Consider the following 20168-nt stretch of genomic DNA (forward strand, 5'->3'; position numbering starts at 1 on the left):
GGCATGGACCTACTCCTTGCCCGCCAGCGTGCCGCCCATCAACGTGACGGCACCCCGCCCGCCGCGTTGCGCATCGATCGCCTGGACCGGGCGATCGGTGCGCTCGTCGATCATGCCGACGATATCGCCGATGCCCTGAGCGCCGACTTTGGCCACCGCTCCCGCCAGGGTTCGCTGGTGAGCGACATCGTCGCCTCGATCGAGCCACTGAAGCACGCGAAGCAGCACGTGCGCCGCTGGATGCGCCGCGACCACCGCGGCGTGTCGCCCGCACCGCTGGCGCTGCTCGGCGCACGCGCATGGGTGGACTACCAGCCGAAGGGCGTGGTCGGCGTTATCGCGCCGTGGAATTTCCCCTTCAATCTCACCTTCGCGCCGCTCGCCGGCATCCTTGCCGCGGGCAACCGCGCGATGATCAAACCCTCGGAATTCACGCCGTGCTCGTCGGCGCTGATGCAGGCGATGATCGCCGAGGCGTTCGACGAGACCGAAGTCGCGGTGGTCACCGGCGACCAGACGGTGGCGGAAACCTTCTCCGCGCTGCCGTTCGACCACCTGCTGTTCACCGGCGCCACCTCGGTGGCGAAGCACGTGATGCGCGCCGCGGCCGAGCACCTGGTGCCGGTGACGCTGGAGCTCGGCGGCAAGTCGCCGGCGATCATCGGTCGCGATGCCGATCTCGACCTCGCTGCGCGGCGGCTGCTGTTCGGCAAGACGCTCAACGCCGGGCAGATCTGCGTCGCACCGGACTATGCGCTGGTACCGGAAGGCTCGGTGGATGCCTTCGTCGATGCGCTGGCCCGGAACGTCGGCATCATGTTCCCCACGTTGCGCGGTAATCCCGATTACACGTCGATCATCAACGACCGCCATCGCGCGCGGCTGGAAGGCTATCTGCAGGAGGCGCGTGCGAAAGGCGCCACCGTCCGTCCGCTGCATCGCGCCGATGACGTGCCCGACGGCGGACGCATGCCGCCGACGGCGGTGCTGCATGCGACGGACGACATGGCCGTGCTGCGCGAGGAGATCTTCGGTCCGATCCTGCCGATCGTGCCGTATGGCCGCCTGGATGACGCCATCGCCTACGTGAACAGGCACGCGCGCCCCCTGAGCCTCTACTACTTCGGCAACGGCCGTGCGGACCAGGAACATGTGCTGGCCACCATCGTGGCCGGTGGCGTCACGATCAACGACACCGTGGTCCACCTCACCCAGGACAACCTGCCGTTCGGCGGCATTGGCCCGTCGGGCATGGGCGCGTACCACGGCGTCGAGGGCTTCCGTACCTTCAGCCATGCGCGCGCGGTGTACCGGCAGTCGCGCTTCGATATCACGGCGATGCTACGGCCGCCGTACGGCAAGGCCATCGAGCGCGTGCTTGCATTCAAGCTGAAGCGCTGAAGTACATAAAAAAAGGGCCCCGAGGGGCCCTTTTTATCGTGCAGCGAGTGCGTAACGCTTAGAGCTTCGCGCCGAGCAGCTGCTCCAGCTTGCGCTGGTCGACGGCGAACTTGCGGATACCTTCGGCGAGCTTGTCGGTGGCCATCGCGTCTTCGTTATGGCCCCAGCGGAACTTCGCCTCGGTGAGCTTCTCCGCCGGCGGCTCGGCCTTCTTGCCGTTGTCCTTCAGGGCCACCGGCAGGTCGGCGGTGGTTTCGTCCAGCTGCTTGAGCAGTTCCGGCGCGATGGTGAGGCGATCGCAACCGGCAAGGGCCTGGATCTGGCCGATGTTGCGGAAGCTGGCGCCCATCACGATGGTCTTGTAGCCGTGGGTCTTGTAGTAATCGTAGATGCGACGGACCGACTGCACGCCCGGGTCTTCTTCCGGTGCGTAGGTCTTCTTGTCCGTGTTGGCCACGTACCAGTCGAAGATGCGGCCGACGAACGGCGAGATCAGGAACGCGCCGGCTTCCGCGGAGGCCACGGCCTGCTCGAAGCTGAAGAGCAGCGTCATGTTGCAGTTGATGCCCTCCTTCTGCAGCTGCTCGGCAGCGCGGATGCCTTCCCAGGTGGAGGCGAGCTTGATCAGCACGCGCTTCGGGTCGACGCCGACGTCCTTGTACATGCCGAGCAGGCGCTTGGCCTTGGCGATGGAGGCGGTGGTGTCGAAGGAGAGGCGGGCGTCCACTTCGGTGGAGACGTAACCCGGGACGATCTTCAGGATCTCGCGGCCGACCAGCACGGCCAGGCGGTCGCTGGCGTCGACCAGCTGCTGCGCGCGGTCGTTGCTTTCGCTCTTGGCAAACTGGACCGCCTCGTCGATGTAGCTGGCGTATTCGGGGATGCTGGCGGCCTTCAGCAGCAGGGACGGGTTGGTGGTCGCGTCCTCCGGCTTGTAGGTCTTCATGGCCGACATGTCGCCGGTATCGGCGACGACCTTGGTCAGCTTGCGCAGTTGTTCGAGTTGGCTGGTCACGTTTGCAGCTTCCGTTACCTGTGGGGAAAAAGATTGTCGCGCCAAGGGGGCGGCGGGAATAGGCATCCGATGGTATCGGTCGTCATGTTCAATATAGGTCGATGGGGTCCACATCAAGGGACCAGCGCACCTTCCGGGCCGATGGCAGGGCCAGCAGGGCGTGCTGCCACGGCCGCAGGAACGCGTGGAGGCGCGCGCGCGAGCTGGCCTCGACGAGGAGCTGGCCACGGTGCCGCCCGGCGCGTAGCGGCATCGGCGCGGGCATCGGGCCGGCAATGCGCAGCTCGCCGGGGTTGCCAATGGCCATGTTCGCCTCCTGCAGGAAGGCATCCACCTCGGCGCGGCCGTGGGCATCGGCGCGCAGGAGCAGCTGGTGCGAGAACGGTGGCAGGTCCAGCAGGCGGCGCTCGGCCAGTAGTTCCTTCGCCACGGCCGCGTACCCGCCGCGAAGCAGCGCGTGCAGCATCGGGTGGTCGGGGTGATGCGTCTGCAGCAGCACGCTGCCGGGGCGCGCGGCGCGCCCGGCGCGGCCGGCGACCTGCACCACCAGCTGGGCCAGGCGCTCGCTGGCCCGGAAATCGATGCTGTGCAGGCCCTCGTCCACGCCGACGATGGCGACGAGGGTGAGGTTCGGCAGGTCGTGGCCCTTGGCCAGCATCTGGGTGCCAACGAGGATGGCCGGCTTGTCCTCGCGCAGGCCGTCGAGGATCTCGCCGAAGGCTTCGCGGCGGCGGGTGGTCTCGCGGTCGATGCGGACCACGGGCACGTCGGGGAAGCGTTCGGCCAGCGCTTCTTCCAGGCGCTCGGTGCCCTGGCCCTGCGGGCTGATGTTGGCCGAGCCGCAGGCGGGGCAGGCTGTCGGTTGCGGGATGGTGTTGTCGCAGTGGTGGCAGATCAGTCGGCGGCGCCCGGCGTGCAGGGTCATCGGCCGCTCGCAGCGCGGGCAGTCGGCGTGCCAGCCGCAGTCGTAGCACAGCAGCACCGGGGCATAGCCACGGCGGTTGCGGAACACCAGCGCCTGTTCGCCCCGGCCGACGCAGGCGGCCACCGCGTTCATCAGCGTGGGCGACATGCCATGGTCCAGGCGCTGGGCGCGCATGTCCACGATCTGCACCCGGGTGGACTGCGCCGCGCCCGGGCGGCCGCGCAACACCAGCCGCTGGTAGCGGCCGGCATCCACGTTGGCCAGGCTCTCCAGCGACGGCGTGGCCGAGCCGAGCACCACCGGCACGCCATGGGCACGGGCGCGGACCAGAGCCAGGTCGCGGGCGTGGTAGCGGAAGCCTTCCTGTTGCTTGTACGAGGCGTCGTGCTCTTCGTCGACGATGATCAGCCCCGCGGCAGGCAGCGGCGTGAACACGGCCGAACGCGTGCCGATCACCACCCTGGCGCTGCCCTCGCGGGCGCGCAGCCAGGCCCGGGCGCGGTCGCCCTCGGCCAGGTTGGAGTGCAGGACCTCGATGGTGACGCCCAGGCGCTCGCGCAGGCGGCGCACCGTCTGCGGGGCAAGGCCGATCTCAGGTACCAGCAGCAGGGTCTGTTTGCCCTCGGCCAGCGCTTTCTCAATGAGCGCGAGGTACACCTCGGTCTTGCCGCTGCCGGTCACGCCATCCAGCAGGTAGGGCTGGAACCCGCCGAAGCCTTCGGCCATGGCGGCGACGGCCGCGGCCTGCTCCTCGCTCAGCGCCGGCCCGGGGGCGGGCGTGGCCGGAAGCGAGGCGCCCTTGAGCTCCAGCTTCTCCACCAGACCGGCGTCGATCAGGCGACGCGCGGCGGCCCGCCAGTCGGGCAGGGTGAAGCCGAGATCGTCGGCGGCCCGTGGGCCGTCATAAAGCGCATCGAGCAGGGCGGCTGAACCGCCCTTGCGGCTGCGCGCCTCGCGCGCGCCACGGCCCTGCTCGGTCAGCGCCCATACCTCGCGGCCGGTGGGCGGCAGGGGCTTCGGGTCGCGCAGGGCGAGGGGCAGGGCGTTGGCGAAGGCCTCGCCGGGGGCGCCGGCCCAGTACTCGGCCGCCCAGCTGAGGGTCGCCAGCAGCTCGGCATCGAGCAGGGGCGCATCGTCCAGCACCTCGCTGGCCCGCTTCAGCCGTTTCACGCCCACGGCCGCTTCGGCCGCCGGGTCGATCACGATGCCGACCATTTCCCCTCGCCCGAACGGCACGCGCACCCGTGAGCCCGCCTCGGCCACGCCCGCCAGGGGCGGCAGGTAGTCGAACAGGGTCAGCAGGGGAACCGGAAGGGCGACGCGGAGGACGGCTGTCATGCGAGGCCTAGTTTAACGAGGTCTGCCAATTTCGCTGGTCAATGATTGACCAGTACGGCGAGGGCTTGGATCGACATGACGTATCCGGTGGGAGGAATGGAGGCTAAGTGCCCGTCCTCTGGGGGCTTTCCATGTTATCCACAAGTGCTGTGGATAAGTCTGTGGATGAGCTTCGGATGGAGGGCCTCCGGGCGCCTTTTCAGGCCCTCCGCCTTATCTTGAACACATTTTAACCAAGCTGAAATATAGCGATAAATCAACGAGTTAAAATTGCCTTACCCGGGACGTTCATCGGACGGTCGCAAAACCTTGACAAAAGCGAAGCGACCTCGCGGCCTGTGTACAACCGCTTGCCGGGTAGGAAAAAATCTTAGTGGGAAACACCGATGATGGTGGCCACGAACAGGGCGATCATCAGCAGCCAGAAATAGACGCTGCCTATCAACCAATACTTAAGGATAGTCATGCCCCATCCCTGTCGGTAGACGCGCTTCTGCATGATCAGGAGGTACAGCGGCATCCAGATCCACATGGCGACTTCGACCAGGGTGATGGCGGTGCCGGCCAGGCCCAGGTGGGGGGCGATCGCGTTGCGGGCGAAGCCGAGCAGGGTCAGCAGCATGAGCGACAGGAACAGGAAGGCGTGGCTGTGCAGGGCCACGATCAGGTGTTCCACGTACAGGCGGCGGCGGAAGACATAGAACCCCTTCAGCACCAGGGCGAAGACCGGGACCATGACGAACATGGTCTGCGGGAGCACGCCGAAGAAGCCCTCGAACATCCGGTGGATGGCTTCTTTCTGCTGGGGGCCGGGGTTGCTGGCCTGTGCGATGTTGAGCCTCAGGCGCTCCAGGCCGTCGTTAAGCCGCGCATTCACCGCCGCTGGCAGCCAGTGGACATCGAATCGCATTTCCTTTGCGTCGGAGCCGAAGACCAGCACCTTGCCGTGCCTGAGCTTGACGTCGTCTTCGTCGCCGGAGCCGGGTGCCGCGATCGGAGGCGCCTTCAGCTCGGCCAGGCGCCGGTTGGCGGCGTCGCGCAGCATGCCCTGCACGGGGCCCATCGCCGCCTTGACCACGGCCGGAACGTTGGGGTCGTTCTCGGTGGACAGGAGCGAGCGCACCTCGGTGCGGTAGAGCTCGTGCACGTCGTCGGCCGTCGCCGCGGCGGCAAACTGGGCCATGGTGTCCTTGTCGCCGCCCTCCGTCGCACCGAACTTCACGTTGTTGATCGCGAGGTGCATGAAGAAGAACGAGAGCAGGCTGAAGACGAACATCAGCCGGAACGGGGCGATATAGCGCACCCGGCGGCCCGAGAAGTACTCCAGCGTGAGGAAGCCCGGCTTCGTATACAGGGGTGGCACGGTATGGACGATGCGCTCGTCCATATGGAAAAAGATGTCGCCTGCGTCTTCGAGCATGTGCGACACCGGCCGCAGCACGCTGTGGATCGACTGGCCGCATCCGTGGCAGAACTCGCCCTGGAGCACGGTTTCGCAGTTCGCGCACATCAGCGCGGGCGACGGCGTGAGTTCGTTCATCCGCTTCGTATCCCCGTATCTATCCCTTTCCCCGGCGCAGATGATGGCATGGGGCCGGTTACAATGGGCGGCCCACCTGCTTGAAGCACCCCTGCCATGCCCCTCGACCGTGCCCGCGCACGCCGCGAGATCGGCGCCACCACCCGCCTGGCCCTGCCGATCATCGCTGCCCAGCTTTCCTCCGTTGGCCCCAATGTGGTCGATGCGGTGCTGGCCGGCCACCAGGGCGCGCACACGCAGGCGTCCGTGGTCACGGGCGTCAACATCTGGGTGCTGGCGATCGTGGCCGGCATCGGCACCATGATGGCCGTGCCACCGACGGTGGCCCAGCTCGATGGCGCCAACCGCCGTGGCGAGGTGGGCCCGGTGTTCCACCAGGCGCTGTACATCGCGCTGGTGCTGGGTGTCGTCCTCGGCATTGCCGTGTGGCATGCCTCGCCGCTGATGAGCCTGTTCCACGTGGTGGAATCCATGCGTGCGGACGTGACCCGCTTCCTGCACGCCATCGCCTTTGCCGCGCCGGCGCTCACGGTGTATTTCGCCCTGCGCGGCCTGTCGGACGGGCTGTCGATGCCCAAGCCGTCGCTGTACTTCAGCCTGGCCGGCACCGTGGTGCTGGCGCCGCTGGGCTACGTGCTGATGTACGGCAAGCTGGGTTTCCCGCCGCTGGGCGCGCTTGGCAGCGGCATCGCCACGGCCACGGTGCTGTGGCTGGAACTGATCGGCTTCGCCACCTACGTGCTCCTGCACCGCAACTACCGTGACCTCAACCTGCGCACCCGCATGGCGCAACCGGACTGGGCGCAGATCCGCCAGCTGCTGCACGTGGGCCTGCCCATGGCGGTCACGCTGCTGATGGAGGCCGGCCTGTTCGTTGCCGTGGCGCTGCTGATCGGCCGCCTGGGTGAGACGGTCTCCGCCGCGCACCACGTGGCGCTCAACGTGGCCCAGGTCGCCTTCATGGTGCCGCTGGGCGTGTCGATGGCGATTACCGTGCGCGTGGGTAACGCCGCCGGCCGCCGCGATGCCCAGGGTGTGCGCTACGCGGGGCTGTCCGGGCTGGCCCTGGTGCTGGTCACCCAGCTGTTCTCGTCCGGGATCATGATCCTGCTGCCGGCGCCGATCGCGCGCCTGTACACAAGTGATGCGGCCGTGGTGGCCACCGCCGCCCAGCTGATGCTGCTCGCTGGGGTGTTCCAGTTCGCCGACGGCATCCAGGTGGCCTCGAACGGCGCGCTGCGTGGCCTGAAGGACACCCGCGTGCCGATGGGCCTGACCATGGTCGCCTACTGGCTCGTCGGCATGCCGGTGGGCTGGTACCTGGCCTTCTCGCGGGGCCTTGGTGCGCGGGGCATGTGGATGGGCCTGGTGGCCGGCCTCAGCGTGGCCGCCGTGCTCCTTTTCGCCCGCTTCTGGCGGACCAGCGGGCGGGCCGACTGGCCGGCGGACGTGGGCAGTACGCCCCTGCCATTCCACACGTGATACCGGCCGGGGGAACGCGCTACGCTGCGCGTAACTCGGAAGGAAACCTCACATGTCGGATCCGCTGAACAGCACGCCGCCGCCCCTGCCCGGACGTCCCTCGCCCGTGCCGCCGGTGCCTCCGCCCCGTCGCAACGGCTTTGGCCGGTTCATGCGCGGGCTCGGTCGCGGCCTGAACGTGACGCGGCTGATCATCCTCAACGTGATCTTCTTCGGCTTCATCGGCATCTTCCTGCTGCTGGCCTTCGTCGGCCACCACGCCGACCAGATCGATACGAAGACGGTGCTGGTGCTGGCGCCCGATGGCGCGCTGGTCGAGCAGTACAGCGCCGACCCGCTCTCGCGCGCCGTGTCGCGGATGTCCGGCGACGGCGTCAAGCAGGTGCAGGTGCGTGACCTGGTCCGTGCCATCGACACCGCCGCGAAGGACGACCGCATCAGCCGCATCCTGCTGCGCACCGACAAGCTGCAGGCCGGCGGTTTCGCGGCGCTGCGCGAAGTGGGTGCCGCGCTGGATCGCTTCCGCGCCGCCGGCAAGCCGGTGCTGGCGTGGGGCGCCAACATGGAGCAGGGCCAGTACTACCTGGCCGCGCATGCGGACAAGGTGTACATCGACCCGCAGGGCGGCGTGATCGCCACGGGCCTGGCCAACTACCGCCTGTTCTACAAGGATCTGCTCGACAAGCTCGGCGTGCAGGTGCACCTGTTCCGCGTCGGCCAGTTCAAGAGTGCCGCGGAGCCTTTCATCCTCGACCACGCGTCGCCGGAATCGAAGGAGGCCGATGCCTATTGGCTGGGTGGCCTGTGGAATACCTGGGTGAGCGAAGTGGCGAAGATGCGCCACATCGATGCAGGCGAACTGCGTGCCGACGTCGACGGCCTGCCCGAGCGCGTGCGCGATGCGAAGGGCAGCCTCGCCGACCTCGCGCTGGAAGAGAAACTGGTGGATGGCATCGCCACGGACCAGGACATCGTCCACATGCTGCGCAAGGATGGCGTCCCCGCCGGCCCGAAGGACACGGGCTTCCGACACGTCGAACTCGACACCTATCTCGCCGACCGTGGCCTCTCCACCGTCGACATGCTGCAGACCTCGCCCGGCGTCGCCGTGGTCGTGGCGGAAGGCGAAATCACCGGCGGCAAGCAGGCCCAGGGCAGCATCGGTGGCGACTCCACCGCCGCGCTGGTCCGTGCGGTGCGCCAGGATCGCCGCACGCGCGCGCTTGTGCTGCGCGTGAACTCGCCGGGTGGCGAGGTGTACGCCGCCGAGCAGATCCGCCGCGAAGTCGAGCTCACCCGCGAGGCCGGCATTCCGGTCGTCGTTTCCATGGGTGATGTGGCGGCCAGTGGCGGCTACTGGATCTCGATGAATGCGAACCGGATCTACGCCGAGCCGAACACCATCACCGGTTCGATCGGCATCTTCGGCATGTTTTTCACCGTGCCGGACACGCTGGCGAAGTTTGGCGTGAAGAGCGACGGCGTGGGCACCAGTCCGCTCGCCGGCGCATTCGACATGACCCGCCCGCTCGACCCGAAGGTCGGCGTGCTGATCCAGAGCATCATCGACAAGGGCTACCGCGATTTCGTCGGCGGCGTGGCGCGTGCGCGCGGCAAGGATTTCGCCGCCATCGACAGCATCGCGCAGGGCCGCGTGTGGACGGGTGAACAGGCCATGCAGCGCGGCCTCGTCGACCGTCTCGGCAGCTTGCAGGACGCGATCCGCGATGCCGCGGAGCAGGCGGGCCTGGGCAAGGATTACAACGTGCGCTACGCCGAGAAGCCGATGGGTGCGTTCGAGCGCTTCCTCACCAGCGTCGGCGATAGCGGCGAAGCCCGCGTGGCGATGTCGTTTGGCATGAAGTTGCCGTCGTGGGTGGCCGAGTTGCCGAAGCTGGCGCCGGAGTTCGCGCTGTTCCGCGCCGCCGAGGCCGGCAAGCCGCACGTGTACGCCTACTGCTTCTGCTCGCCGCGCTAAAACCGGCGGGCGTTACGCGCTGAAGGCCTATTGGCTCTGGGCCTCCACCGCCTTGCGCTGGTCTTCGGCCTGCTTGTCGACCACCTTCTGCACGTCCTGCGCTTTCTTCTTCTGCGCCTCCATCTCGTCCCACGGGGTGGAGACGCGGGCCTGCGGTGCCGGCGGCTGCTGCGCCGGCTGCGGTGGCTTGGAGCAGGCGGCACAGGTGGCCAGGAGGGCCAGCGGCAGGGCAAAACGCTTCATGGGGTCACTCCGGGCGGGATAGGCGCGAGTCTCCCGCCACGGCGCCTTCAGCGCAATCGCGCGTCGTAGAAACCGTCGACTCGCGCCACGTCCATCGGCCAGTCGAACAGTGCCGACAGCCTCGCCTCGGCCAGCATGCGTTCCTTCGGGCCCTCCGCGTAAAGGCGGCCCTCGCTGAGCATCACCACGTGGCCGATCTCCGGGACGATCTCCTCGACATGATGGGTCACCAGGACGAGGGTGGTGCCTTCGCGGGCGAGCTGGCGGAGCAGGTCGAGGAAGCGCCGGCGCGTGCCCGGGTCCAGTCCGGCGCACGGTTCGTCAAGCAGCAGGGCACGCGGGCGATGGACGAGGGCCCGGGCAATCAGGACGCGGCGCGCCTCGCCGGTCGAGAGGGTGGAGACATCCCGGTCCACCAGCGGCGTGGCACCCACGCGTGCCAGGGCGTCCAGCGCGCGGGTCCGCATCTCATCGGTCACCACGTGGTCCCGGCCCAGCGTCATCGAGGCAAAGAACCCCGAGAGCACGGTGTCCAGCGCCGTCTCGTGTGTCGCCTCGAACTCGCGGCGCAGGTCCGACGAGACAACGCCCAGCAGCGAGCGCAGCTCGGCCACGTTCCATCGGTCGCGTCCGAAGATACGGACCACGGCCGACCCGTCGTCATGCACCAGCGGATACAGGCGCCGCTCCACGAGCTTGACGAGGGTGGACTTGCCCGAGCCATTGGGGCCGAGGATGGCCGTGTGCTGGCCCTGGGCGATGTCCAGCGAGAGCCTGTCGAGCAGGGCGCGGCCGTCACGCAGCACGGTGGCGCGGTCGATGGAGAGCAGCGGGGTCGTGGCATCCATGCCCCCGAGCATACGGTACGATCAGCGCCATGGACGACTATCAGACGCACCCACGAGGGGCCGCCTGGCGGCTCGATGGCCGAACGGCCCTGGTTACCGGCGCCAGCAAGGGCATCGGTTACGCCTGCGCACGCGAACTCGCGGTGCTGGGCGCCGACATCCTGATGGTGGCGCGCGATGAAGCCGCACTCGAGGAAGCCGCGCAGGAACTCGCCGAGGAATGCCCCGAGGTCGAGGTGCTGGCGATGACCGCCGACCTCACGGACCACGAAGACCGCCTCGCCGTGTTCGACTGGATCAACGACCTGGAAATCGAGCTGTCGATCCTGGTCAACAACGTCGGCGGCAATATGGTGAAGTCCACGCTGGCCTACACGGCGGACGAGTACCGCAGCCTGTTCGAACTGAATGTGTTCTCGGCCTACGAGATGTGCCGCCTGGCCCATCCGCACCTGGTGGAACACACGCATGCGGCCATCGTGAACATCGGCTCGGTCTCCGGCATCCGCCATGTGCGCACCGGCTCGCCCTATGGCATGACCAAGGCCGCCATCCACCAGATGACCCGCAACCTCGCCTGTGAGTGGGGCGAAGACGGCATCCGCGTCAACGCGGTGGCCCCGTGGTACATCCGCACGCAGCGCAGCGAACCCGCGCTGGCCGATGCCGAGTACCTGGATGAAGTGCTCGACCACACGCCCATGGGCCGCATCGGCGAGCCCGAAGAAGTCGCCGGCGCCGTCGCCTTCCTGTGCCTGCCAGCATCCAGTTACGTCACGGGCCAGGTCATCGGCGTGGACGGCGGGTTTCTCCAGTACGGCTTCTGATCAGCCGCAGCCCTGTAGCTGCGAGCGCAGCATCGCATCCTTCGCATCCAGGGGCGCGCGTTCGCTCTTGAAGGCGTTGCGGATGGCCTTCTGGTTGCTGTCGTTCTGGTCGCGCAGGGCCTGGCACGTTTCGGCGGCCGACATGGGGCGGCACTGGTCCTGCACCCATACGTAGTTGCTGGTGGCCACCGCGCCCGCGTTGCCCTTGCCGCGGTTGAGTTCGGGGAACGACGACACCGCGGCGTTCTGGCTGCCGTAGGTGGCGGCAAGCGGGTTGTTCGCCACGCCAAGCACGCCGAACGGCGCGACGTATGGATCCGGGTGGCCGTTGCTGCTGGTGTAGCTCTTGCCATCGGTGGCGCGGACGCAGAGGAACAGCTCAGGCAGTGGCCGGGGTGGTGGAGGCGGCGGGGCGTCGTCCGCCGCGCCGTTGTCGCGTGGCGGCGGCGTGGGCATGGGTGCCACGCGCCCGTCGGCCGGCGCCGAGTCCACCAGCTGGATCACCTGCTGGGCTTGCTGCTTTGTGCATGGCGTCTGCTGGTAGATCGTCTGGCCATTGGCCACGCACTTGTACACGGTTTCCGCTCGCACGCCGGCGGCCGGCAGCGCGAGCAGAAGCAGCGCAAGGCAGCCGGCGCGCACGATCAGAATTCCGCCACGTGCTCTTCGGACGCAAAGCCCAGCGTCATCGCGCCTTCGCCGACATTGACCATGCCGGTGATGCTCATCGGCGTTTCCAGCATTTCCACGCCGGCGTCGCCGCAGATGCGGACGAGGGAGTGGTAGCCGGGCAGGTTGCGCATGTCGTCCAGGTCGCCGCCGTAGCTCAGCGTGAGCGAAGGGACGAGCAAGCCGGCCTGCACGCGCTTGGAAGCGTATTCAAACAGCACCTGGGCGCCGTGCTCGAAGCCGCGCACCTTGCCGACCGGGCCGGTCTCGCCGCGGTGCGCGCGCAGGATCGGCTTGATATCCAGGGCGGTACCGAGCATGGAGCTGAGGAAGCTGACGCTGCGGTCCCCCTTGCTGCGGGCGCGCGAACGCAGGTAGTTGAGGTCGCGCGGCAGCATGTAGCCGTACGAACAGTCGGCGATGTGTGCCGCGCGCTCGCGCACTTCGGCCGGCGATTTGCCCGCCTGGATCATGCGCACGGCTTCGGCCACCGCCGGCGCGGAGCCGGCGAAGATGTTGCGCGTATCCACCACGCGCATGAGAAACGGGCCGGGAATGCCCGCGGCCTCGCGGATCGGCCGGTAGTTCTTCAGGATCGCGAAGCTGGCCTTGATCACGTTGTCGTGGATGGGGCTGCGCGTGGCCATGATGGTCAGGCAGACGACGCAGTCGTAGTCACGGACCATGCGGTCGAGGAACAGGTTCTGCACGTCCTCCACGCTGCTGGGTTCGGTTTCCGCCGAGTGGCTGCGGCTGCCGAGCTTCTGGTCACGGAAGCGCTGGATCTCCGAGGGGTCGCGGTCGTCCTTGAACTTCTGCCCGTCCACCGAGACGGTGATGGGCATGACGGCGATGCCGTTGCTTTCCACGAACGCCTGCGGCACGTCAACGGCCGCATCAATTGCCACGCCGATCCGCATCGGTTGTACCCCTCTTCCGTTCGGGCCCGGCCCGGGCCCCGCGACGTCCCGGGCGCCCATTGCGCCCTGCCCACCCCGCAGCGCCGGATGCTACACTTGCCCGAATGAATTTGGCATCTTGCCGACGTGGCGTCGTCGGTAACCGCGCCGGCCAGGCCGTGAAGGCCCCGTCACTTGCCGGCGCTTTCGCACCGGGTTCCCCATGAAAACCAAGAACGATATCGTCTCCAACTGGCTGCCGCGCTACACGGGCACGCCACTGGACGGCTTCGGCGAGCACATCCTGCTCACCAACTTCGGCCACTACGTGGACCGCTTCGCCGAGGAAAACGGCGTCGAAGTGCGTGGCCGCGACCGGCCCATGCCCAACGCCACGGCCGATGGCATCACCCTGATCAACTTCGGCATGGGCAGCCCCAACGCCGCCACGGTGATGGACCTGCTCAGTGCCATCGCGCCCAAGGCCGCCCTGTTCCTGGGCAAGTGCGGTGGCCTCAAGCGGAAGAACAACATCGGCGACCTGATCCTGCCGATTGCGGCCATCCGCGGTGAAGGCACCTCCAGCGATTACCTGCCGCCCGAAGTGCCCGCCCTGCCGGCCTTCCAGCTGCAGCGCGCAGTGTCGACCATGGTCCGCGACCTGGGCCACGACTACTGGACGGGTACGGTCTATACGACCAACCGCCGGGTCTGGGAGCATGACGAGGCCTTCAAGGAACACCTGCGCCGCACCCGCAGCATGGCCATCGACATGGAAACGGCCACGATCTTCGCCGCCGGCTTCGCCAACCACATCCCGTGCGGCGCGCTGCTGCTGGTCTCCGACCAGCCGATGATCCCCGAAGGCGTGAAGACCGAACTCAGCGACGCCTCGGTCACGGCCAACTTCGTGGAGAAGCACATCAAGGTGGGCGTGGAAGCGCTGAAGCTGGTGCGCCGCCACGGCCGCAGCGTGAAGCACCTGCGCTTCGAAAACGAAAACGACTAAGGGCTAGCGGGCGCGGCGCGAGCGGCGTGCCGCCCAGTCGAGCCCCTGGCTCAGCGCCAGGCAGGCACCCAGGCCCAGCAGCCACGGCTGGGCCGCCAGCTGCCCCAGCGAGATATCGGTGGCCCCGACAGCCACGCCGACGCCCAGCATCACCGCCACCATCAGGCCGACCAGCCACGCCTCAAGCCGGGCGGGCTGGCGCAGGGCGCGCGCCCTGGCCTGGGCCACGCCGGCGACGCGCTCGGCGAAATCGGCCGGCAGCCCGGGCTCCATCGGGTGCGCGGCGACCCGGGCCACGTTGGCGTAAGGCCCTTCGCGGCGTTCCTGGGCCTGCCATTCCTGCTCGGCGGCGGGGTCATGGCGGAAATCGATGTCTTTCATGGCGTGGTGACTCCCATGCTCGGCTCCAGTTCGCCGCGCAGGCGCAGGCGGGCCCGGAACAGGTGGCTCTTGATCGTGCCCGTCGCCATGCCGGTGACCTGGGCGATCTCGGCGATCGACAGCTCATCCAGATGGTAGAGGGTAAGTACCGTGCGTTGCACGGCGGGTAGCAGGTCGATGGCGGCATGCAGCAGGGCATCGGCCTGGTCCTGGCCGATCCGCTGCTCCAGGTCCACGCCATCGCCCAGGTTCTCCAGGAAGGGCATGCCAGCGTCATCGTCGCCCAGGTCGATGATGTCGATGCGCTTGCGCTCCAGGTGGCGCAGGGCCACGTGGTAGGCCACGCGGCCGATCCAGGCGCGAAGGGGGCTCTCGTGGCGGAACTGGTGGAGCGTGCGGTGCACCTTGAGAAAAACCTCCTGGCACAGCTCGGCCGTGTCATCGGGCTGGCGGACCATCCGTTGCACGATGTGCCAGCACAGGCCCTGGTAGGTGCGCACCAGGCGCGCGAACGCCCCCGGCGCATCGGCCAGCACGGCTTCCACGAGGGCCCGGTCCTCTGTCATGTCGCGGTATCGTCCATGCTGGCAAGGGATACGCCCGGGCGGCGAACGGTTGCAGTGCAACCACTCATGGCCTGCCCGTATCCATGATGCCAAGACCAACGCGCCAAAGGAGCGCTCCCATGGATATCCCAGGCACCCTCGTCCCCATTTCCCTGTTCGCCGCCATCGCCCTGAGCATCAAGTGGATCCTCGAGTCGCGCGTACGCAGCAAGATGCTCCAGGCGGGCGTCACCGGCGAGCTGCAGGTGCAGTGGATTGAGGAAGAGCTCAACCAGCGGCGCCAGTCTGCCCTGCGCTGGGGCATCGTCCTCACCCTGCTCGCCGGCGGCTTCGGCATCATCCAGGCGGCCGGCTGGCAGGACCTCAACCCAGGGGTGGTCGCCATCCTCGTGGCCTGCACCGGCATCGGCAACCTGGCCTACTACGCCATCTCCCGCAAGCAGACGCGGTAGCGATGCCGGGGCGCGCTCGCCCGCGCTCCAGATACCGCTTAAGCTCCGGGGTCGCAAACGCAAAGGACATACGATGCGGCCCCCACATATCCTCCTGGGCATCCTGGTGACGCTCATCTGGGGGAGTAACTTCTCGGTGATCGAGGTAGGCCTGAGGGCACTCGATCCCTTCGTCCTCACCACCCTGCGCTTCGTCTTCACGGCGGTGCCGCTGGTGTTCTTCATCCGCCGCCCGCAAGGCGTGCCGCTGGCCGCGATGGCCGCTTACGGCATCCTGTTCGGCGCGGGCCTGTGGGGCGTGGTGAACCTGGCCATGGCCAACGGCATGTCGCCGGGGTTGTCGTCCATCGTGCTGCAGTTCACGGCGTTCATCACCGTCATCCTCAGCGCCATGGTGTTCCGCGAGCCGATACGCGCGCCGCAGGTGATCGGCATGCTGCTGGGCACCGCCGGCCTGGCCGCGGTGATCCACGTCGCACCCGGCACATCGACCCTCGCGGGCACCTTGCTCATCCTGCTGGCCGCGGTGAACTGGAGCCTGTGCAACCTGCTGGTCAAACGCTTCCGACCGCCGGACATGCTTGCCTTCGTCGTGTGGACCAGCGCCTTCTCCGTCCCCGCGCTGGTGGTGCTCACGCTATTGGCGAAAGGCCCCGGGGTGTTCATGGCACTCCCCGCCACGCTCACCTGGCCGGCGATGGGCTCCGTGCTGTTCCAGGCCTACATCACCACCATCTTCGGCTACGCCGTGTGGAACCACCTGATGAAGACCTACCCGGCGTCCTCGGTGGCACCCCTTTCGTTGCTCGTGCCGGTGTCGGGCATCGCTACGTCGTGGCTTGTGTTCGGCGAGCGGTTTCCGCCGGCGTTGTGGTTGGGTGTTGCGCTGATCCTGGTCGGGATTGCGGTGTTCGTGCTCGCGCCACGGCTGAGCAAGCCGGCAAGCGTGTGACGGACCGAAAAAAAGCCGCCCGTGGGAGCAGGCGGCGATCTGGGGAGACTTGCAAGGCGGCGCGGGAGGGAGTGCCCGCGCGCCCTGTCTTCTTGTGATGAACCGTTACAGCGAGAAGTCGTACTCGGCCGAGACCTGCACGTAACGCGGCGTCTGGAAGCCGGTCGGCACCTTGTAGGTGCTGTTCACCAGCGATGCGCCGTTCGGGTCTTCGCCCACTTCGTTGATCGTGGTCGTGTGCTGCTTGTTGAACACGTTGAACACGCTGGCCGACAAGGTCACGCCCTTCGCCCACATGGGCTTGTACGAGGCGTTCAGGTCGATGTTCCAGTAGGACGGGGTACGACCGACCGAACCACGCTTGACGATCATGCCGTCGCAGTACAGGTAGGCACCCGAACCGTAACCGCCGTTGACCACCGCATCGATCGGGTTCAGGCCGTAGCAGTTTTCCGGACGGCCCGTCTGGAACACGCCATTGGCGCCCACCAGCCATTCGTCGTTGAGCTGCCATGCGCCGTAGATCTTGAACGTGTGCTTGCGATCGTTCGGCAGGTAGCCGTTGGTGCCGGCCATGATTTCCGGGTAATCGAACAGTTCGGTCGTGCCGGTGTCAGCCTGGCCGTTGCTCGAATCCACGCCGCCTTCCGAGTTGCCGCGCAGGTGCGACCACACGTACGACGTCTTCAGGTACCAGGTGTTATCGAAGTTGCGCTCGGCCGTCAGCTGCAGGGCCTCGTAGGCGCGCTTGTACTTCGGCTCACCGACGTCATCGCCGGTGAGGTGGATGTTGTACATCTTGCCCGTTGCATCCACCGGCGTCGTCAGCGTCACGGCGCTGCCCGGGTTGAAGATGTAGCAGCCCGGCACGTTCGCCGCTTCCGGCGTCAGGCTGGTCGTATCCAGGTTCAGCCCGTACTGCGCGTTGGCGGCCTTGGCGATCGGGCGGAAGTCGCAGGAATCGTCGATGCCGGTGAGGATGCGACGGTAGATCGCCTTCACGCCGAGCGTCCAGTCTTCCACCTGCTGCTGCGCACCGAGGATGAACTCACGCTGCTTGAACGGCTTGAGGTCCTGCGTGGCCACGGCGGTAGGATTCGGGACCACACCCGCCTCGCCGTTCGCGTACGTGGTGCCGGTACGTGCCGGGAATGCCGCCGCGTACGCAGGGGGCAGGGCACCGAGGCCGAGCGGCGCGCCGGTGACCGGGTCCACGCCCGTGTAGCTGAAGTACTTGATCTGGTACAGCGAGGCCGACGCGCCGCGCAGGGCGACGTTGCCGTCCAGCGGCAGCGAGTAGTCGCCGGCGCTGCCGTAGATCTTCAGGGTGGAATCGCCGTGCACGTCCCACGAGAAGCCCAGGCGCGGCTGCCAGCTGTGCACCTGCTTCACATAGGTCTGACCGAGGCTGTTGGTGTTCTCGAAGCCGTCGTTGCGCACGCCGATGCGCGCCATGAAGTTGTCGGTGACGTGCCAGTTGTCCTGCAGGTAGTAGGAACGCTGGGTGATGCCCACCTTCGCGCCGGTGGCGAACACCGTCTGGCGCACCACGCTGTCGGCCGGATCCAGGCCCGGGTCATGGCCGAGGATCTCCGCGGGAATCGAGCTGTACGTGTACAGCGCGCCACCCTCGTAGGCGGTGCCGGTGTCGGTCTTGAAGTGGTCGCGTGCCCAGCCACCCTTGATCTCGTGGTCACCCAGGTGGTACTCGAGGTCGATGCGGCCGGCTTCGCGCTTGTCTTCACCATTGGGCGTATCGAGCGAGCCGCTGGTGAACGAGCAGTGGGGGTAGCCCGCGGCGCCGTTGCTTACCGGCGTGCGCGAGTCGGTGATCGACGGGCAGCCCGGCGAGTTGGTGGCGTCGAAGATGTTGCCATCGTACGACTCGACGATGCCGTTGGCCGCGGTCGCCGTGCTGACGCGCTTGTTCGTGCTCTTGCCGTACTGCGCGGTCAGGGTGAGGTCGTCGGTGATGTAGTTGGTGTACTTCAGGATGTTGGTCATGCCACCCGTCTTGTCGTACACCTGGCCCAGGTAGTCATCACGGTGCGGCTGGCCGTTGTCGTCGTAGTCGTACCCGTAGATGCTCTGCTGCTGGGTCGAGGTATCGCTGAATCCGGTGTATTCGAGGATGTTGCTCTCGTTGATATTCCAGTCCAGCTTCACCAGGTAACGCGGATCCTTGATGGTGGTCTTGTTGAAGTTGCCGCCACCGGTGGTGTCACCGTAGTGCTCGTCGGCCGTGCGCGTGCCGCCCACGAGGGCAAACATGAACAGCTTGTCCTTGATCAGCGGGCCACCCAGCCAGGCGTTCCAGCGCTGGCCGAAGTCGGTAGCGTTGCCGGTGCCGTTGTTGCCGATGAGGTAGTTGCTGTTGTGGCGGTTGTTCTGCAACAGCGCGCCGTTCTTCAGGTACACGTTGGGCTGCTGGGCCTGCAGCTGGTACGGGTTCCAGGTGTAGTCGATGCCGCCCTGCCAGGTATTGGTACCGCGCTTGGTGTTGACCGAGATCACGCCGCCGGTGGAGTTGCCGTACTGGGCGTCGTAACCACCGTCCTGGATGTCTTCCGAATCGATGGCTTCGAAGGGCACCTGCGAATAGGTGAGGCTCTGGAAGAAGTTGGTGACGTTGAAGCCGTTGACGTAATAGCTGTTCTCGGCCACCGACGCACCGCTGAACGATGCCAGGTTGCCGAAGGCGCTATCGCCCTTGGTGGCGCCCGGGGCGAGCAGGGCGACGGCGGTCTGGTTACGCGCGAGCGGCAGCTGCTTGATCTGGTCGGCGGTCATCACGGTGCTGGTCTGCGCCGATGCCACGTCGATGGCGGGCAGCGCGTTGGCGGTGACCGACACCGCCGACAGGTCTTCCGCACCGCCGGCCGCGGCCGGGGCGGCGGAGAGGTTCACGTTGAAGCCCTGGCCGGCGACCACCTGGACGTCACGCGTCGTGCTGGCGCCGTTGCCGTTGGTGGTGACCTTGTAGCTGCCCGGCAGCAACGAGACGATGTTGAACTTGCCATCGCTGCCGACGGTGGCCGAACGGCTGACGCCGCTGCCGGTATTCGTCGCGGTGATGGTGCTGCCCGGCTGGGCGGTACCGAAGATGCTGCCTGCGGTGCTCTGTGCGAGCGATGCCGTGCTGGCGAAGCCAAGCCCGATCGCGACCGCGAGCGCAAGGGTGCGCCGGCCTGGTTGCCTGTTCGTGTGACCCGTGTTCATTAAATCTCCCCGGAAAATGACAAGTGATGCAAACCGGTTCGCGTGCCTTGGCGAGGGCGCCCGGTGGTGTGTGTGCCGCGAGTTGCGTTAACAAATCCGCAACAAGCGGGCTGAAACTACGCGCGGCAGTGATCGCCACTCAATGCGCGGTTCATGAACGCGGGGAATTGAGGCTATTGCGCCGGCGGCATTCGCAAGGGCGGGTAGGGTGCCTTGCGAAGCGACTTTGGCCGAGCGTCGCCCTTTGCGGTTTTGCAGCAGGGATTTCTTGCGGGATTTGTTAGCCCGCAGATGAAACATGTTTCATCGAAAGCGGCTTTTTGTGCTGCGTTGTTGCGGGCTTTCAAGCCCCCGAACCAGGCAAAAAAATGGCCGCTCCCTTCCAAGGGAGCGGCCGAGATCCGGGGAACTGCACCTGTTGTTG

Annotated in this window: 17 protein-coding genes; 7 read left to right on the top strand and 10 right to left on the bottom strand. The window is 67.1% G+C overall.

What is annotated here, in order from left to right; all coding sequences use genetic code 11:
- The first annotated feature begins 3 nt into the window (after positions 1-3).
- On the top strand, positions 4-1401 hold the full coding sequence (locus tag FIV34_RS02060; protein ID WP_139979178.1) for a coniferyl aldehyde dehydrogenase: 1398 nt from the start codon (positions 4-6) through the stop codon (positions 1399-1401).
- A 58-nt stretch (positions 1402-1459) separates the two neighbouring features.
- On the opposite strand, the gene tal is transcribed toward FIV34_RS02060, so the two are convergent.
- The 3 genes from tal to FIV34_RS02075 all read right to left on the bottom strand — a co-directional run bounded on the left by tal (position 1460) and on the right by FIV34_RS02075 (position 6219).
- On the bottom strand, positions 1460-2416 hold the full coding sequence (tal, locus tag FIV34_RS02065) for a transaldolase (protein WP_139979180.1): 957 nt from the start codon (positions 2414-2416) through the stop codon (positions 1460-1462).
- Between the two features lie 88 nt (positions 2417-2504).
- Positions 2505-4679: a primosomal protein N' gene (locus tag FIV34_RS02070; protein WP_139979182.1), complete on the bottom strand. Its 2175-nt coding sequence runs from the start codon at positions 4677-4679 to the stop codon at positions 2505-2507.
- A 370-nt stretch (positions 4680-5049) separates the two neighbouring features.
- Complete coding sequence (locus tag FIV34_RS02075) at positions 5050-6219, bottom strand: DUF3667 domain-containing protein (RefSeq protein ID WP_139979185.1); 1170 nt, start codon at positions 6217-6219, stop codon at positions 5050-5052.
- A gap of 96 nt (positions 6220-6315) precedes the next feature.
- Here FIV34_RS02075 and FIV34_RS02080 point away from each other — a divergent pair, with 96 nt between their 5' ends.
- Both FIV34_RS02080 and sppA read left to right on the top strand, forming a co-directional pair.
- Complete coding sequence (locus FIV34_RS02080; protein WP_139979187.1) at positions 6316-7701, top strand: MATE family efflux transporter; 1386 nt, start codon at positions 6316-6318, stop codon at positions 7699-7701.
- A gap of 52 nt (positions 7702-7753) precedes the next feature.
- Positions 7754-9679 (top strand): signal peptide peptidase SppA, encoded by a 1926-nt coding sequence (gene sppA / locus FIV34_RS02085; protein WP_139979189.1) that lies wholly within the window; start codon positions 7754-7756, stop codon positions 9677-9679.
- Between the two features lie 27 nt (positions 9680-9706).
- On the opposite strand, the gene FIV34_RS02090 is transcribed toward sppA, so the two are convergent.
- Both FIV34_RS02090 and FIV34_RS02095 read right to left on the bottom strand, forming a co-directional pair.
- Positions 9707-9922 carry a hypothetical protein gene (locus FIV34_RS02090; protein ID WP_139979191.1) on the bottom strand — a complete coding sequence of 72 codons (216 nt, stop codon included), beginning with the start codon at positions 9920-9922 and terminating at the stop codon, positions 9707-9709.
- A 47-nt stretch (positions 9923-9969) separates the two neighbouring features.
- A complete protein-coding gene (locus tag FIV34_RS02095; RefSeq protein WP_246058728.1) occupies positions 9970-10770 on the bottom strand; it encodes an ABC transporter ATP-binding protein in 801 nt (266 codons plus the stop codon).
- A gap of 29 nt (positions 10771-10799) precedes the next feature.
- Here FIV34_RS02095 and FIV34_RS02100 point away from each other — a divergent pair, with 29 nt between their 5' ends.
- On the top strand, positions 10800-11597 hold the full coding sequence (locus FIV34_RS02100) for an SDR family oxidoreductase (RefSeq protein ID WP_139979193.1): 798 nt from the start codon (positions 10800-10802) through the stop codon (positions 11595-11597).
- On the opposite strand, the gene FIV34_RS02105 is transcribed toward FIV34_RS02100, so the two are convergent.
- Together FIV34_RS02105 and FIV34_RS02110 are read right to left on the bottom strand one after the other, a co-directional pair.
- Positions 11598-12239, bottom strand: a complete 642-nt coding sequence (locus FIV34_RS02105; protein WP_246058729.1) for a DUF4124 domain-containing protein — start codon at positions 12237-12239, stop codon at positions 11598-11600.
- A gap of 2 nt (positions 12240-12241) precedes the next feature.
- The gene (locus tag FIV34_RS02110) at positions 12242-13186 is read right to left on the bottom strand and encodes a DegV family protein (RefSeq protein ID WP_211352693.1); all 945 of its coding nucleotides are present in this window, start codon (positions 13184-13186) and stop codon (positions 12242-12244) included.
- A gap of 202 nt (positions 13187-13388) precedes the next feature.
- On the opposite strand from FIV34_RS02110, the gene FIV34_RS02115 reads away from it, so the two are divergent.
- On the top strand, positions 13389-14174 hold the full coding sequence (locus tag FIV34_RS02115) for an AMP nucleosidase (protein ID WP_139979196.1): 786 nt from the start codon (positions 13389-13391) through the stop codon (positions 14172-14174).
- 3 nt (positions 14175-14177) lie between these two features.
- Here the strand turns inward: FIV34_RS02115 and FIV34_RS02120 are convergent, their stop codons facing one another.
- Together FIV34_RS02120 and FIV34_RS02125 are read right to left on the bottom strand one after the other, a co-directional pair.
- Positions 14178-14555 (bottom strand): hypothetical protein, encoded by a 378-nt coding sequence (locus FIV34_RS02120; protein ID WP_139979198.1) that lies wholly within the window; start codon positions 14553-14555, stop codon positions 14178-14180.
- The gene (locus FIV34_RS02125; protein WP_139979200.1) at positions 14552-15121 is read right to left on the bottom strand and encodes an RNA polymerase sigma factor; all 570 of its coding nucleotides are present in this window, start codon (positions 15119-15121) and stop codon (positions 14552-14554) included. Before FIV34_RS02125 ends, FIV34_RS02120 begins: the two co-directional genes overlap by 4 nt.
- A 119-nt stretch (positions 15122-15240) precedes the next feature.
- Between FIV34_RS02125 and FIV34_RS02130 the strand changes: the two genes are divergently transcribed.
- Both FIV34_RS02130 and FIV34_RS02135 read left to right on the top strand, forming a co-directional pair.
- The gene (locus tag FIV34_RS02130) at positions 15241-15573 is read left to right on the top strand and encodes a DUF6249 domain-containing protein (RefSeq protein WP_139979202.1); all 333 of its coding nucleotides are present in this window, start codon (positions 15241-15243) and stop codon (positions 15571-15573) included.
- 73 nt (positions 15574-15646) lie between these two features.
- Complete coding sequence (locus FIV34_RS02135; RefSeq protein ID WP_139979204.1) at positions 15647-16525, top strand: EamA family transporter; 879 nt, start codon at positions 15647-15649, stop codon at positions 16523-16525.
- Positions 16526-16630: 105 nt separating this feature from the next.
- Here FIV34_RS02135 and FIV34_RS02140 read toward each other — a convergent pair whose 3' ends face one another.
- On the bottom strand, positions 16631-19744 hold the full coding sequence (locus FIV34_RS02140; RefSeq protein WP_139979206.1) for a TonB-dependent receptor: 3114 nt from the start codon (positions 19742-19744) through the stop codon (positions 16631-16633).
- Positions 19745-20168: the final 424 nt, after the last annotated feature.

The sequence above is a fragment of the Luteibacter pinisoli genome (assembly GCF_006385595.1).
Taxonomy (GTDB): domain Bacteria; phylum Pseudomonadota; class Gammaproteobacteria; order Xanthomonadales; family Rhodanobacteraceae; genus Luteibacter; species Luteibacter pinisoli.